The sequence below is a fragment of the Pseudoflavonifractor sp. An85 genome, from assembly GCF_002161235.1.
In the GTDB taxonomy this organism is placed as follows: Bacteria; Bacillota; Clostridia; order Oscillospirales; family Oscillospiraceae; genus Enterenecus.
The window spans coordinates 1-13,880 of the sequence record NZ_NFHE01000008.1 but is presented as its reverse complement, the minus strand read 5'-3'; the positions used below and the strand labels follow the sequence as shown (position 1 = coordinate 13,880).

Sequence of the window (13,880 nt, the reverse complement as noted above, 5' to 3'; positions counted from 1 at the left end):
ATTCCTTTCCCCGTCGGTATAATATAGGGCGTACCCCTTGAATAGCCATAAGCAAAGGAGGGCTGTATATGGAGGTGCAACTGACGCGCAAGCAATTCCGGCGATTGCTGGACATGGTGTATATCGGCAACTGGGTGCTCAATTCCACCCGAGGCGACGACCGATTCGCAGACTACGACCAGGTGGAGAGTTTGCTCTTTGCCCAGGCCGCCCGAGAGGGCATGGAGCCTTTGGCCGAGGTGTACCAGGGCGAGGTGATCCCCTCCAGAGCCTTTGCCGAGGGCGGCATCCATGAGGCCATCATGGAATATGAAAACAACGTGTTTTTCGACATTCTGGCGGAAGATCTGGCCCGACGGGACATGAACTACGTGCCCATCGACGAGAGCAACCAGCAGGAGCTCATCCAGCGCATGGACGCCTATATCGACGAATTTGAGGCCCACGGCACCGAAAACATCACCATTGAACATTGAAAAACTTCCACAGTCCCCCGCAGGACTGTGGAAGTTTTTATTTCACAATGCAAATATCCATATCAAGGAGGGTCGTTTATGAAATCAAGTCATGGGATATTCTCCCAGAACAACATTGGCCTAGTTCTGATTATCTTGGCTACGGCTGCTATCCTTCTCCCACGCACTCTAGACATGTCCTATTCTGTGAAACTACTCTTCTACAGCATGTACGCCCCCCTTATCATCCTTTGGGGGTACAACAAGGCCCGGTTCACCTGGGAGGAAATCCAGAACCAGGGGTTCCGCCTGGCTGTCTACTTTCTATCCCTGGCCCTGTTTCTGCTCCATGTTCTGTCCTGCCTGGGAATTTTCCCTATCACCAACATTGAGGAAGATTTGACTTACTTCAAATATATATTCAATCAATGTTTGATCTATTTAGACGTATTTCTCTGCTTTGCATGTCTCTATTTTGCACTGCGGGACGGACACCGCCGGGAACATGGACGGCCCTTATAACCCTTCAGAACTGCATCACAACCAGAGAGAATTGGAGGACGTTCCACATGAACGAAGAGAATTTGGTATCCATACAAGAGGCAAAATCCTGTTTTCGCAAATTGAGCCTAGCCCTGCTTGCCATGACATTCTTCCCCATCGTGATACAACTGTTAACGGGAATCGTGGCAAGCGTCCTGTTCGTCTTAGGGGTAGACCTGCTGAACAACCCGTGGTTTCTCTGGGCTGCCAGTTCCCTCCCCATGTATGTCGTGGGCGTCCCAATCTGCCTTCTCATCATTCGACCGCTCCCCATCCACCCCCAACCCCAGAGCAAGCTGCCCGCCTCTCGCTTCCTGGTTCTTCTGTTGGTGTGTTTCCCGGTGACATACCTGGGCAACGTCATCGGCTCCCTGCTGTCTGCGGCACTGTCTGGGGGGACGGCTCAGAATGGCATAGAGACCTATATCACCGACGGTGGCTTCTTGGCCCTATTTACCACCATCATCGTGGCTCCCGTGGTGGAGGAATTTGTCTTTCGCAAACAGCTGCTGGACCGCTGTGGACGCTATGGAGAGAAAACCGCCATGGTGTTCTCCGCCCTGACATTCGGGCTGTTCCACATGAATTTCTACCAGTTTTTCTATGCCTTCGGGGTGGGGCTCATCCTGGCCTATGTGTATCTGCGCACGGGCAGCCTCCGCTATCCCGTCCTTATCCACATGATCATCAATTTCCTGGGTTCGGCGGTACCTCTCTTTATGATGTCCCACGGACTGGAGGTGTATCTGCTGGCGGCCGACCTGGGCTTGGCGGTGGCTGGTCTGGTGGTGGGTGCCGTCAACCGGAAACGCTTTCCCCTCTCTCCCGCTCCCTGTGAGCTTCCCCGGGAAGGCCGGGCCAAGGCCGTATATGGAAACATAGGCTTCGTTCTGTTTGCCCTGTTTTGCTCTGTGATGTTCGCATTGGCTCTATAAGCCAAGTCTGTCGCAAATGGCAACCATAACAAAACTCCCAGCCTGTTCCCAGGCTGGGAGTTTTTAGACTGTCAAAAAACCTCATGTGCATGCAAGAAAGATATATTTTCTTGCATCATCAAAACGCCCTCGGCAGAGTTTTCCCGCCCGGGGGCGGGAAAATAAATTAAAATCTGTTTTTTCCGGGGACATGCGCATCGGAAAAAACACCTATCAGCCCGCCAGTGTGGCCTTGGGGCGTCCTTTGCCCCAAGGGTGCATGCAGCGGGCTGCATCTCCTCGAAAAAATGCTGGCATTTTTGAGAAGCGTGTCGAACTTTTTCGACACGCTGAAAACTCCCAGCCTGTTCCCAGGCTGGGAGTTTTCATTCTTTATTTCTTCTTCCGCTTCTTCTCAAAGAAGTCCCGCACCGGCGTGGCCGGGGCGGGGGTACCTTCCCCCATGACACGGGCGTACTCCTTCAGAGCATCCCGCTGCTCACTGGTCAGGTTGGTGGGCACTTGCACCTTCACGGTCACGTACTGGTCGCCTCGGCCCCGTCCGTTGACATTGGGCACACCCTTGCCCCGCAAACGGAAGGTGGTGCCGGGCTGGGTGCCGGCGGGCAGGTTGTACTTGACCTTGCCGTCGATGGTGTCGATTTGCAGCTCTGCGCCCAGGGCCGCCTGGGTGAAGCTCACCTTCTGCTCCAGGTACAAATCGTACCCATCCCGCTGGAAGCGGGGGTCAGGAATGACGGAGATGTTGATGAGCAGGTCCCCGGCGGGGCCGCCGTTGAGGCCCTCGTTGCCCTGGCCACGCATGGAGATGGACTGACCATCGTCGATGCCGGCGGGGATCTTCACCTTGATCTTGCGCTGACGGCGCACCTGGCCGTCCCCATGACAGTCGGGACAGGGCTGGTGAATGATCTTACCGGTGCCGTGGCACTTGGAACAGGGGGCGGTGGTGGTGAAGGCAAAGCCGCCTGCTCCACGCTGAATACGCACCTGGCCGGTGCCGTGGCAGTCGGGACAGATTTCCGCGGTGGTACCGCTGGCACAGCCCGAGCCGTGGCAGGTGGTGCAGTTCTCCGTGCGGTTGAGGTTGATCTCCTTCTCCACCCCCCGCATGGCCTCGTCAAAGGTGATGGTCATGTTGGCCCGCAGAGAAGCGCCCCGCTTGGGAGCGTTGGGATTGGCCTGGCGCTGACCGCCGAAGCCGCCAAAGCCGCCGCCAAAGAAGGAGCCGAAGATGTCGCCCAGGTCCACATCGCCCATGTCGAACCCGCCGAAGCCGCCGCCGCCAAAGCCGCCCGCTCCGAAGTTGGGGTCCACACCGGCGTGGCCAAACTGGTCGTACTTGGCCCGCTTATCCTTGTCGGAGAGCACCTCGTAGGCCTCGTTGACCTCCTTGAACTTCTGTTCGGCTTCCGCGTTGCCCGGGTTCAGGTCGGGGTGATACTGCTTGGCCAGCTTGCGGTAGGCCTTTTTTAATTCATCGTCCGAGGCGGTTTTGGACACACCCAGGACCTCATAATAGTCACGTTTTTGTTCTGCCATTGTATGTCACCTCACTGGGCAGGATAATCAAACCTGCCACAAGCGGGGTGGTTTTGCACACCCCGCTTGTGAAACCCGGTCTTGTTCTTACTTGTTGTTGTCGTCCACCACTTCGTAGTCGGCGTCCACGACGTTGTCGTCGCCGCCGTTGGTGGAGCCGGTGGCACCGCCAGCAGCACCGCCCATGTCAGGGCCGGGCTGAGCGCCAGCCTGGCTGTACAGCTTCTCGCTGACGGCGTAGAACGCCTTGGTCAGGCCCTCGGTGGCATCCTTAATGGCCTGGGTGTCAGTGCCCTTCAGGGCCTCCTTGACCTTGTTGAGCTCGCCCTCGATGTTGGCCTTGTCGCCAGCATCCAGCTTGTCGCCCATCTCCTCCAGGGTCTTCTCGGTCTGGTAGACCATCTGGTCGGCCTGGTTACGGGTGTCCACTTCCTCCTTGCGGCGGGCGTCCTCAGCGGCGAACTGCTCAGCCTCACGCACGGCCTTCTCCACGTCCTCCTTGGACATGTTGGTGGAAGAGGTGATGGTGATGTTCTGCTCCTTGCCGGTGCCCATATCCTTGGCGGTGACGTTGACAATGCCGTTGGCGTCGATGTCGAAGGTCACCTCGATCTGAGGCACGCCGCGGCGGGCGGGAGCGATGCCGTCCAGGTGGAAGCGGCCCAGAGTCTTGTTGTACTGAGCCATCTCACGCTCGCCCTGGAGCACGTGGACCTCCACGGAGGTCTGGTTGTCGGCGGCGGTGGTGAAGATCTGGCTCTTCTTGGCAGGGATGGTGGTGTTGCGCTCGATGAGCTTGGTCATCACGCCGCCCATGGTCTCAATGCCCAGAGACAGGGGAGTGACGTCCAGCAGCAGCAGGCCCTTGACGTCGCCCACCAGCACGCCGCCCTGGATGGCAGCGCCCATGGCCACGCACTCGTCGGGGTTGATGCCCTTGAAGCCTTCCAGACCGGTGATCTTCTTCACGGCCTCCTGGACAGCGGGGATACGGCTGGAGCCGCCCACCAGCAGCACCTTGTGCAGGTCGCTGGACTTCAGACCGGCGTCGTTCATAGCCTGACGCACGGGGCCGGTGGTGGCCTCCACCAGGTGAGCAGTCAGCTCGTTGAACTTGGCACGGGTCAGGGTCAGCTCCAGGTGCTTGGGGCCAGTGGCGTCAGCGGTGATATAGGGCAGATTGATGGAAGTGGAAGTCACGCCGGACAGCTCGATCTTAGCCTTCTCGGCGGCCTCCTTCAGACGCTGCATGGCAACCTTGTCGCCAGTCAGGTCGATGCCCTCGGCCTTCTTGAACTCAGCGGCCATCCAGTCCATGACGCACTTATCGAAGTCGTCGCCGCCCAAACGGTTGTTACCGGCGGTGGCCAGCACCTCGATGACGCCGTCGCCAACCTCCAGCACGGACACGTCGAAGGTGCCGCCGCCCAAGTCGTAGACCATGATCTTCTGGTCGCTCTCCTTGTCCACACCGTAAGCCAGAGCAGCGGCGGTGGGCTCGTTGATGATACGCTTGACTTCCAGACCGGCGATCTTACCGGCATCCTTGGTGGCTTGACGCTGAGCGTCGGTGAAGTAAGCAGGCACGGTGATGACAGCCTCGGAGACGGTCTGGCCCAGGTAAGCCTCGGCGTCAGCCTTCAGCTTCTGCAGAATCATGGCGCTGATCTCCTGGGGAGTATACTTCTTACCGTCCACGTCCACCTTGTAGTCAGAACCCATCTCACGCTTGATGGAGATGATGGTGCGGTCGGGGTTGGTGATGGCCTGGCGCTTAGCCACCTGGCCCACCATACGCTCGCCGTCCTTGGAGAACGCCACCACAGAGGGAGTGGTGCGGTTGCCTTCAGCGTTGGGGATGACGACGGCCTCGCCGCCCTCCATCACGGATACACAAGAGTTGGTCGTACCAAGGTCGATACCAATAATCTTAGACATAATGAATTCCTCCTAATATATAGAAATATGTGTTTACAATGTGATATATGGATCAGTTTGCCACTTTCACCATGGCAAAACGAATCACCTTATCTCCGCAGGTAAAGCCCTGCTGGAACACTTCCACCACCGTGTTTTCTCCGGCGGTTTCATCCTCCACATGCATCACTGCATTGTGGCGGTTGGGGTCGAACACCTCGCCCAAGGCGGGAATCTGTTCCACACCCAACCCATTGAGGGCATCCTGGAGACCCTTCATGGTCATCTCCACGCCCTTGGCGTAGGCCTCGTCGGTGGTCTGCTGCTTCAAGGCCCGCTCCAGGTTGTCGTACACGGGAAGGAAGGCGGCCACGGTCTGGGCTTTCGCGCTGGTCCAGGCGCTCTCCTTTTCCTTGGCGGTGCGCTTACGATAGTTGTCGTACTCGGCAGCCAGACGCAGGTATTTCTCCTCGGCCTGGGCCAATTTCTCGTCCACCTGGGGGGCAGCTTCTGCCTGCGCCTCCTGCTGAGGCTCGGCGGTGGTCTCTTCCACCTCTTGCTCCAGGTTTTCGGTGTTCTCGGTATTTACGGTCTTTTCATCCATGGGGTCTACTCCTCCTTTTCGTCAAGGGCGGGGGGAAGTTCTCCCTGTCCAAACAGCTTGGACAGGCCGTCTGCCACATAGGACAGCTTGGCGGCCACCTTGGCGTAATCCATACGGGTGGGGCCCACCACACCGATCACGCCTTTCATGCCGTCTCCGATGTCATAGCTGGCCAGCACCACGCTGGTATCTTTTAGTTCGTCGGCCACATTCTCGGGCCCGATGAGTATCTTGGTGTTGTCGCCGCTGAGGGCGGGCAGATCCAGCACGTTGGCCAGGGACTGGTCTTCGCTGAGGTAACACATCAGCTTCTGGGCCTTGTCCACGTCCCGGTACTCCGGGTGGTCCAAAATGTGGCTGGTTCCGGCGGTGTACACGGGGCTGTGCTCCAGGGAGTCCAGCACTTCCATGGCAAAGGACACCACCAGGGAGATGAGCCCGTAGGCGCTGCCGGCGGCGTGTTCCGCCACTCGCATCAGCTCCGGGGTCAGCTCCTCCAAACTCTTGCCCACAAAGGACGTGTTGAGCAAGGTGGTCAGCAGCTGCAGCTGGGGCTGGGACAGATCGGTGGGCAGGCGGATGAGCTTGTTTTTCACCACGTTGCTGTCCGTCATCACCACCACAATGAAGGAGTTGACATCCACCATGATGAGATCGTAGCGGCGAATGGTGGTGCGCTGCCGCCCTCCCGCCACAGCAAAGGCGGGATAGTTGGTCAGCTGGGACACCATGCGTCCGGCCTGGTCAATGACCTTGTCCAGCTCCTGCATCTTCAGGTGCAGGGCCTCGTTGATCTGCCGGGTCTCGTCCAGGCTCAGCCGCTGCTCCTCCATCAGCTCGTTGACGTACAGCCGGTATCCCTTGGGGGACGGCACCCGTCCGGCGGAGGTGTGGGGCTGTTCCAAGTACCCCATCTCGGTGAGGTCTGCCAATTCATTTCGAATGGTGGCGGAGGATACCTTCAATTCTGCCAGTTCCAAAATGGCCTTGGAACCCACCGGCTCTGCAGTGCGGATGTAGCTTTCCACCACAGCGCGCAGGATTTTCTTTTTTCGCTCTGTCAGTTCCAAACGGCACCCTCCTTTGGTTTTCTCTTTTAGCACTCACTATCCCCGAGTGCTAATGATACTGTACCACCGCCCCTGGGAATTGTCAATAGTCCAGTTGTAAATTAAATGTGAATGGATGCGGCCGCAAAAACGCCCCTCGTTTTTTGCAGTATGTCTCGTTAATTGCTAATTCATTCCCCAACAGCGGACTGGTCTGCGAATTGGCTCTTTTCTTTCCACCCCATTCGTAGTAAAATATGTATATCTATGTCCACCTTTGGACGACGCTCACATTTTGGAGGTCATCACCTATGCCACTATCCCTCACTGCTCCCCCATTGCCCACCACCGCCCTGACCTTGAGTCAAACCTGGGACAGCGTGGTCTACGGGGTCAACTGGTTCTTCTCCAACCTCTCCCCCGCCTTTTTCTTCGCCCTGGTTGGGCTGGCCATTGTGGTGGCCTTTTTCGTGTACTACTGGCAGTGCCTCAAGCCCCGACCCAACTCTCTGGAGTGGATCGCCATGTCCGAGGCCAGATTCCGTCCCAAGCCCCTGAGCCTCACCCTGCCGTTTACCCCCATGGAGCGGTGTGACTGGATTCCCATGGTGCTGGTGACGGTGGTGTACGCCATCACCGCCTTTTTCCAGCTGGGCAGTATGTCTGCCCCGGAAACTTACGTCCAGTTCCAGCAGGGGGACTCCTACACCTTCTCCTTTGCCCAGCCGGTGCGGGTGGATCAAATCTCCTTCTACACCTCCCTGGGTACCGGTACCTACCGTCTGGAGTACACCAACAGCGGCTCGGACTGGCAGGGGGTGGACCTGGATCAAAACTACGCTTCCTTATTTAAATGGGAACTGGCGGATTTGAGCCAGATCGACACCGGTGTCATCGAGGCCACCACCTTCCGCATCACCGCCACCTCTGCCGATCGCACCGAGGGCGTGTGGCTGGCGGAGCTGGCCCTGTGGAGCAACGGTCAGGCTTTGGTACCCGACTATGTGGACGTGGGGGCCAAGGCTCTGTTTGATGAGACGGATGAATGGACCACCAAGCAGACCTACATGAACTCCACCTACTTCGATGAGATCTACCATCCCCGCACCGCCCTGGAGCACATGAACAACATCTACCCCTACGAGGTCTCCCATCCTCCTCTGGGTAAGCTCATCATCTCCATCGGCATTGCCATCTTTGGCATGGTGCCCTTTGGCTGGCGGTTTATGGGCACCCTGTTTGGCGTGCTCATGCTCCCCATCCTCTATGTGTTCCTGAAAAACTTCTTTGGCAAGACGGTGGTGGCCTTCTGCGGCACCTGTCTGTTCGCCTTTGACTTCATGCACCTAGTGCAAACTCGCATTGCCACCATTGATACCTACGGAGTGTTCTTCATCCTGGTCTCCTACTACTTTATGTATCGCTGGCTGTGCCATCCCGTGGGCACCTCCCTGCGCAAGACGGCCATCCCTCTGTTTTTGTGCGGGGTGTTCTGGGGCATCGGCTGCGCCAGCAAGTGGACAGTGATCTACGCCGGGGCCGGTCTGGCGGTGCTGTGGGCGCTGGGGATGTGGCTGCGCTACCGCGAGTGGAAGCGCGACCCTGGAAACTTCGACTTTATCAGTTTCTTCCTCAGCACCACCTCTCTGTCGGTGATTTTCTTCGTGCTCATTCCCTCGGTCATCTATACCCTGTCCTACATTCCCTATGCCACCTCTCAGGGTGGCTTGACCCTGGACAACCTACTGAACGTGATGTGGAGCAACCAGGAGTTTATGCTCTCCTACCACCAGGGTGTCCACTCCTCTCACCCCTATGAGAGTTACTGGTACCAGTGGATTTTCGATGCCCGCCCCATCCTCTACTACCGGGATCTGGATCTGGCCAACACCGAAGGGGTCAAGAGCCTGTTTGCCTCCTTCAATAACCCCCTGGTGTCCTGGACCGGCCTGCTGGCCTTCTTCGCTGTGCTCATCCAGACCATTCGCCGCCGGTGCGGACGGGGCCTGTTCATCCTCATCGCCATTCTGTCCCAGTTCCTGCCCTGGCTGCCCATTGGCCGCACCCTGTTTGCCTATCATTATTTCCCCACCATTTTGTTCCTGGTCTTTGCCATCGCCTACCTGATGAACGACATGTTGGACCGCCACCGCCGGGGCGCCCGTCTGGCCGTGTATGGCCTGACCGGGTGTACGGCCGGCCTGTACGCCATCTTCTACCCCGCTCTCACGGGTCTGTACATGCCCCTGTGGTACAGCGAAGTATTCCTGCGCTGGTTCCCCAGCTGGCCACTTTAAACGTCTCGAAAACGCAAGCGTTTCCGAGAAAATTTGCAGCCCTCTGCATCGCACTCGCTATGCTCGCACGTTTGAGGGCTGAGAAGTATTTTTTCCGCCGCACATGTCGCCGGAAAAAATGGATTACACATTTTCCGCCTAACGGCGGAACTCTGCGAGGCTGATCTACTGTGTACTTATGTGACTTTCATACCCACACCTTGGTGTCCCATGACAGTGAATCTCCCCTACCTGTGATGATTGCCGCCGCCCAAAAGGCGGGGGTTCAGGAACTGTGCGTCACCGACCACTGCGACCTGTTGGACGGGGACGGCGTGCCCACCTGCCACTTTCCCTGGCAGCAAGCCAAGGAGCAGCACCACACCTATGGGCTCCACGCTCCCCTCCCGGTGCGTCTGGGCCTGGAGCTGGGCTCCATTCCCTACAATCCCCAGGGCACCCGGGAGATTCTGGCCCAGGCCGGGGACGAGCTGGACTTTGTGCTGGGCTCTCTCCACAACTGGATTGGAGCCCAGGGAAACCGGGACTTCTACTTCACCCGCTTTGGTGGAAACCCGACCCTGTGCCGTGAGGCCATGGAAAACGCCCTCACCCACACCTATACCATGGTCACCCAGTGCGGTGACTGCTACGATGCCCTGGCCCACATCATCTATCCCCTGCGCTATGTGCAGCGGGATGGAGAATCCCTAACCTTGGAGCCCTTCCAGGAGCAGGTAATGGAGATTTTCCGCCAGGTGGCCGCCAGCGGTCACGCCTTGGAGGTCAACACCTGCCGGGGTCGCTCTCTGGACGAATGGCTGCCCATTCTCCGCTGGTTCAAAGCTTGTGGCGGTGAGTACGTCACCATCGGCTCGGATGCCCATGTGCCCGAGCACATGGCTCTGGGCCTCACCCAAGCCCTGGAGCTACTGGAAATCGCCGGCTTCTCCTACGTCACCACGTACCAGGGCCGCCGCCCTGTCCCCCACAAAATTTAAGGAAAAGGAGTCCTCAACATGAAAATTTCTCTTGGCTGCGATCACGGTGCCTTCGATCTGAAAGAGCACCTCAAAGAATACCTCACCCAGATGGGCCACGAGGTGGTGGACTGTGGTACTTACTCCACCGACAGCTGCGACTACCCCATCTTTGCCAAGGCCGCCGCGGAAAAGGTGGCCAGTGGTGAGTGTGAGCGCGGCATTGTCATGTGCACCACCGGCATCGGCATCTCCATCTCCGCCAACAAGGTCAAGGGTGTGCGCTGCGCTTTGTGCAGCGAGCCTCTCTCCGCTGAGATGACCCGCCGCCACAATGATGCCAACATGCTGGCCATGGGCGCCGCTCTCATCGGCCGCAACATGGCCGACCGCATCGTGGAGGTGTTTTTGAGCACCGAGTTTGAAGGCGGCCGTCACCAGCGCCGGGTGGACCTGATGATGGACATCGAGAACGCATAATCTCATACAAAACATAGGGAGGTGTGAGCCGTGGCTCACACCTCCTTGTTCATTCATGCCGTTTTGCTGTCACGTACAAGGGGACAAACAGGCCACCCAGCAACGCCACCAGCGCAACGTATTCGGCCACATCCTGCCACACCAGAGGCTGCAACCATTGTCCCAGGGCGTACACCCACGGCCACACTGCCAAGACGTAGCACGCCCAAACACGCCCCACCCGCAGAATGTAGGGCCAATTCCGGTTGTTGAAGGCCACTCCGGGCAGATGCAGGCGTAAGGGGCCGTCCACGACCCCGCCAATGCGGTTGTGGTCGTAATACCCCGGCAGCTGCAAGTGGGCCGCAAAGATAAAGCACACCCCAAAGATGCCCCCCAACAGCACAGGTACCGTCAGCGACTCCACCATCGGCCCCATCTGGACATTGGCCAGCCCCCCCAACCCAGCCAGCACCAGAGATAGCACATAGATGACAGGCCACCTACCTGCTTCCTGATAGGCCCTCTGGGGCTGCTGCTGGGCATAGGTGATGGCGGTTTTCACCACACTCTCCACCTCCTCCGGCTCCATGGTCTGCTGCTCCATCCTCTGGCAGGAGAGCAGCTCCGTCACCGTCACTCCCAGTTCCTGGGCCAGAGGCATGAGCAGAGCGGTGTCCGGGATACTCACCCCAGTCTCCCACTTGCTCACCGCCTTATCTGAAAGGTACAACCGTTGGGCCAACTCCTTCTGGGTCAGCCCCTTCTCCCGGCGCAGGCTGGCCACAAAGGAGCCGAATTTCTTTTTGTCCAATTCATACACGGCGCACACACCTCCATGGGCCTCATGGTACCCTGCAAGGCTGGGATTGTCAATCGAACGTCAAGAGAGTTGGGGAAATCATCCTCATTTAGGTAAAAAAGGCCGGTGTCCCATGGACACCGGCCTTTTCAAGCTGTATTCAGGCTGATTCTTAGTACATGCCGCCCTTCAGGACTTCAATATTTTCACCTTTTCGGGAAGCAAACAGAAAAGTGAATTTTTGTAGATTTTTCAAGGGTTCACGCCGTTTTTCCGCTGTCCAAAAATTGTCAGTACATCCGCCGATTGTTTACGCAGTTTTACGCAAGTTCACGGCCTTTTGGCGTAAGTTGTGGCGTAAATTTTGTGCCCATATCAGAGGTTGGCCGCAACCTGTTCAAACGCCTTTTCGACGGACTCATAGTTGCTGTGGGTGTAGACATCCAAGGTGACGCTTGCGTTAGAGTGTCCCATGAGGTATTGCAGGCTTTTCACATCCAAACCGGCTTGCTGCGCGTTGGTGCAAAAGGTGTGCCGCAAAACATGGGGCGTTACTTTGGGGAGTGTGTTGCCAAATAGCTCGACATACTTTCTCTGCATGCCTCTCATGTAGTTCTGCAAGTGCATACCCACTTTGGGCTTTCCATCTTTGTCCAGAAAGACAAACCCGGTGTATCCGTCAACCAGCATTTCCACCTTGGGAGACCCCCTGTCACGCAGTACCCGACGGAACGCCATATACACGCTGTCCGTCATGGGAATACAGCGAATGCCGCTCTTTGTCTTGGGTTCCGTGATGAAGTACGGTTTTTCGGCAGTTCGGCAAAGTTGGTGCCTGACATAGATACAGCGCCTCTCAAAATCAATGTCTGGACGAGTGAGGCCATACAATTCACTGACTCGTAGGCCAGTTCCCAGCAGAATCACAATATCGTCATAGTAATTGTCGTTGCCGTAATCCCGGATGAACTGCAAATACTTTTTCTGCTGCTCTTTTGTCAGAGCGTCACGAACAAAAGCGTCATTCGGAACAACTTCGGCCAACTTAAATTTGAACGGGTTTTTGCGGATTATGTCATCATCCACAGCCATTTCAAAGGCTGGCCGGACAACGCTCTGCAACACACTGATGGTGTTCTGCTTGATCCCACTGTCATGCAGGTCCACGAACCAGCCTTTTGCGTCAGACAACTTCACTGTCCTGATCTTGAGCTGTCCAAATGGGGCGGCATGGACGCGGTTGACGGCGGAGCTATAAGCCCGCATGGAATTTTGTTTAAGTCCCCGTTTCAATTTGATGTAACGGTCCACTAATTCCGCAACTGTGATCTCTCCCGCTGCATAGTCCACACCGTCAGCCAAGTCCCGCTGAATATCGCTCTCTTTCCGGCGCAACTCGGCCAATGTCTTTGCATAGATGCAACGCCGCTTTTTATGAATGTCTGTATATCTGTAATCATAGGTGCCATTTTTCCGCTGGCTTTCGCCGTCTTTCAGAACACGGCCCTTATTGTCTCTGCGCTTTTCACTCAAGACCTATCTCTCCTTCCTAAAAAAGCGCAGATAGGGTATGGTTAATTATACCACACCGAACCTGCGCTTTCCACTATATTGAGTAGGCCGCCTCTAAAAATTTTTCAAAGGCTTTTCGCTTAATCATGCGCTTGCTGCCATTCCAAAGGACAAAGGGGCAGTTGTCCTCATTGGTCATTTCTCGCAGTTTGTTGATGCCAATTCCAAAATAGGCGGCGGCCTCCTCCATGCTTAAATTTGCCTTTTCCCAAATGGGAACAACATCAGAACGGGCCATGTAGTTACCCCCGCTATTGCTATCATACTGTTTTTCTGGGTTTATGGGGTGAAGTGGAGCATGGCGGCGAGGAGCCTGCCTTGCATCTCGGTCTTCATCTGCGTGTCCACGCCGTATTCGGTGTGCCCGCCCTCATCGACGAAGGCGTGGGTGCACAGCCCGTCGATGGCGGAGTCGAAGTGTTCCAGCACCTCCTCGGCGGCAACGGGGTCCCCGTGGGTGGCGGCGACCACGGTTTCGTAGGTCATTGCCCGCACCTCCCTTCCAGCAGGCCGCGCAGGAGCCGCAGCGCGGCGTTCCGGCGGAACTGGACCGTGGACCGGGGGATGCCGAGATGGGTGCCGATCCTGCCGTCAGGCCATTCGGCGAAGTAATGGAGCAGGACGATGGCCTGTCCGTCCGCGTCCAAGGCCCGGATGGCGTCGGCCATGTCCGGATCGGCCACCGTCACGCCCACGCCGCCTACGTCGAACAGCGACTCGAAGCAGTGCCCGCAGGCGGGGCATGT

The 13,880-nt window shown here is 57.2% G+C and carries 15 protein-coding genes; 6 read left to right on the top strand and 9 right to left on the bottom strand.

The window, feature by feature from the left end; translation table 11 throughout:
- The first annotated feature begins 68 nt into the window (after nucleotides 1-68).
- The 3 genes from B5G37_RS05530 (at nucleotide 69) to B5G37_RS05525 (ending at nucleotide 1,933) form a co-directional block, all read left to right on the top strand.
- On the top strand, nucleotides 69-476 hold the full coding sequence (locus B5G37_RS05530; RefSeq protein ID WP_087255167.1) for a hypothetical protein: 408 nt from the start codon (nucleotides 69-71) through the stop codon (nucleotides 474-476).
- 78 nt (nucleotides 477-554) lie between these two features.
- Complete coding sequence (locus B5G37_RS15180) at nucleotides 555-977, top strand: hypothetical protein (protein ID WP_158099356.1); 423 nt, start codon at nucleotides 555-557, stop codon at nucleotides 975-977.
- Between the two features lie 47 nt (nucleotides 978-1,024).
- Nucleotides 1,025-1,933, top strand: coding sequence for a type II CAAX endopeptidase family protein (locus B5G37_RS05525; RefSeq protein WP_158099355.1), 909 nt, complete (start codon nucleotides 1,025-1,027; stop codon nucleotides 1,931-1,933).
- Nucleotides 1,934-2,305: 372 nt separating this feature from the next.
- On the opposite strand, the gene dnaJ is transcribed toward B5G37_RS05525, so the two are convergent.
- The 4 genes from dnaJ to hrcA all read right to left on the bottom strand — a co-directional run bounded on the left by dnaJ (nucleotide 2,306) and on the right by hrcA (nucleotide 7,066).
- Nucleotides 2,306-3,475 (bottom strand): molecular chaperone DnaJ, encoded by a 1,170-nt coding sequence (gene dnaJ / locus B5G37_RS05520; protein ID WP_087255159.1) that lies wholly within the window; start codon nucleotides 3,473-3,475, stop codon nucleotides 2,306-2,308.
- Between the two features lie 87 nt (nucleotides 3,476-3,562).
- Complete coding sequence (gene dnaK / locus B5G37_RS05515) at nucleotides 3,563-5,413, bottom strand: molecular chaperone DnaK (RefSeq protein WP_087255156.1); 1,851 nt, start codon at nucleotides 5,411-5,413, stop codon at nucleotides 3,563-3,565.
- 52 nt (nucleotides 5,414-5,465) lie between these two features.
- The gene (grpE, locus tag B5G37_RS05510; RefSeq protein ID WP_087255153.1) at nucleotides 5,466-5,996 is read right to left on the bottom strand and encodes a nucleotide exchange factor GrpE; all 531 of its coding nucleotides are present in this window, start codon (nucleotides 5,994-5,996) and stop codon (nucleotides 5,466-5,468) included.
- A gap of 5 nt (nucleotides 5,997-6,001) precedes the next feature.
- Complete coding sequence (hrcA, locus tag B5G37_RS05505) at nucleotides 6,002-7,066, bottom strand: heat-inducible transcriptional repressor HrcA (protein ID WP_087255150.1); 1,065 nt, start codon at nucleotides 7,064-7,066, stop codon at nucleotides 6,002-6,004.
- A 290-nt stretch (nucleotides 7,067-7,356) separates the two neighbouring features.
- Here hrcA and B5G37_RS05500 point away from each other — a divergent pair, with 290 nt between their 5' ends.
- The 3 genes from B5G37_RS05500 to rpiB all read left to right on the top strand — a co-directional run bounded on the left by B5G37_RS05500 (nucleotide 7,357) and on the right by rpiB (nucleotide 10,781).
- Nucleotides 7,357-9,342, top strand: a complete 1,986-nt coding sequence (locus tag B5G37_RS05500; protein ID WP_087255147.1) for a phospholipid carrier-dependent glycosyltransferase — start codon at nucleotides 7,357-7,359, stop codon at nucleotides 9,340-9,342.
- A 170-nt stretch (nucleotides 9,343-9,512) separates the two neighbouring features.
- Nucleotides 9,513-10,322, top strand: coding sequence for a PHP domain-containing protein (locus tag B5G37_RS05495; RefSeq protein WP_143482876.1), 810 nt, complete (start codon nucleotides 9,513-9,515; stop codon nucleotides 10,320-10,322).
- An 18-nt stretch (nucleotides 10,323-10,340) separates the two neighbouring features.
- Entirely contained in the window at nucleotides 10,341-10,781 is a 441-nt protein-coding gene (gene rpiB, locus B5G37_RS05490; RefSeq protein WP_087255141.1) for a ribose 5-phosphate isomerase B, read from the top strand.
- Nucleotides 10,782-10,830: 49 nt separating this feature from the next.
- Here the strand turns inward: rpiB and B5G37_RS05485 are convergent, their stop codons facing one another.
- The 5 genes from B5G37_RS05485 to B5G37_RS05465 all read right to left on the bottom strand — a co-directional run.
- Nucleotides 10,831-11,583: a helix-turn-helix transcriptional regulator gene (locus B5G37_RS05485; protein ID WP_158099354.1), complete on the bottom strand. Its 753-nt coding sequence runs from the start codon at nucleotides 11,581-11,583 to the stop codon at nucleotides 10,831-10,833.
- A gap of 354 nt (nucleotides 11,584-11,937) precedes the next feature.
- Nucleotides 11,938-13,095, bottom strand: coding sequence for a tyrosine-type recombinase/integrase (locus B5G37_RS05480; protein ID WP_087255135.1), 1,158 nt, complete (start codon nucleotides 13,093-13,095; stop codon nucleotides 11,938-11,940).
- 73 nt (nucleotides 13,096-13,168) lie between these two features.
- Nucleotides 13,169-13,372: an excisionase gene (locus B5G37_RS05475; protein ID WP_087255132.1), complete on the bottom strand. Its 204-nt coding sequence runs from the start codon at nucleotides 13,370-13,372 to the stop codon at nucleotides 13,169-13,171.
- Nucleotides 13,373-13,413: 41 nt separating this feature from the next.
- On the bottom strand, nucleotides 13,414-13,620 hold the full coding sequence (locus tag B5G37_RS05470; protein ID WP_087255129.1) for a helix-turn-helix domain-containing protein: 207 nt from the start codon (nucleotides 13,618-13,620) through the stop codon (nucleotides 13,414-13,416).
- Nucleotides 13,617-13,880: sigma factor-like helix-turn-helix DNA-binding protein (locus tag B5G37_RS05465; protein ID WP_204217864.1), on the bottom strand; the 264-nt coding region annotated here is incomplete at its 5' end. The genes B5G37_RS05470 and B5G37_RS05465, both read right to left, overlap by 4 nt.

What these genes read in the sequence shown, in the direction of transcription:
- B5G37_RS05530 (WP_087255167.1), top strand. Translation starts at nt 69, where the DNA reads ATGGAGGTGCAACTGACGCGCAAGCAATTCCGGCGATTGCTGGACATG.
- B5G37_RS15180 (WP_158099356.1), top strand. Translation starts at nt 555, where the DNA reads ATGAAATCAAGTCATGGGATATTCTCCCAGAACAACATTGGCCTAGTT.
- B5G37_RS05525 (WP_158099355.1), top strand. Translation starts at nt 1,025, where the DNA reads ATGAACGAAGAGAATTTGGTATCCATACAAGAGGCAAAATCCTGTTTT.
- dnaJ (WP_087255159.1), bottom strand. Translation starts at nt 3,475, where the DNA reads ATGGCAGAACAAAAACGTGACTATTATGAGGTCCTGGGTGTGTCCAAA.
- dnaK (WP_087255156.1), bottom strand. Translation starts at nt 5,413, where the DNA reads ATGTCTAAGATTATTGGTATCGACCTTGGTACGACCAACTCTTGTGTA.
- grpE (WP_087255153.1), bottom strand. Translation starts at nt 5,996, where the DNA reads ATGGATGAAAAGACCGTAAATACCGAGAACACCGAAAACCTGGAGCAA.
- B5G37_RS05500 (WP_087255147.1), top strand. Translation starts at nt 7,357, where the DNA reads ATGCCACTATCCCTCACTGCTCCCCCATTGCCCACCACCGCCCTGACC.
- rpiB (WP_087255141.1), top strand. Translation starts at nt 10,341, where the DNA reads ATGAAAATTTCTCTTGGCTGCGATCACGGTGCCTTCGATCTGAAAGAG.
- B5G37_RS05475 (WP_087255132.1), bottom strand. Translation starts at nt 13,372, where the DNA reads ATGGCCCGTTCTGATGTTGTTCCCATTTGGGAAAAGGCAAATTTAAGC.
- B5G37_RS05470 (WP_087255129.1), bottom strand. Translation starts at nt 13,620, where the DNA reads ATGACCTACGAAACCGTGGTCGCCGCCACCCACGGGGACCCCGTTGCC.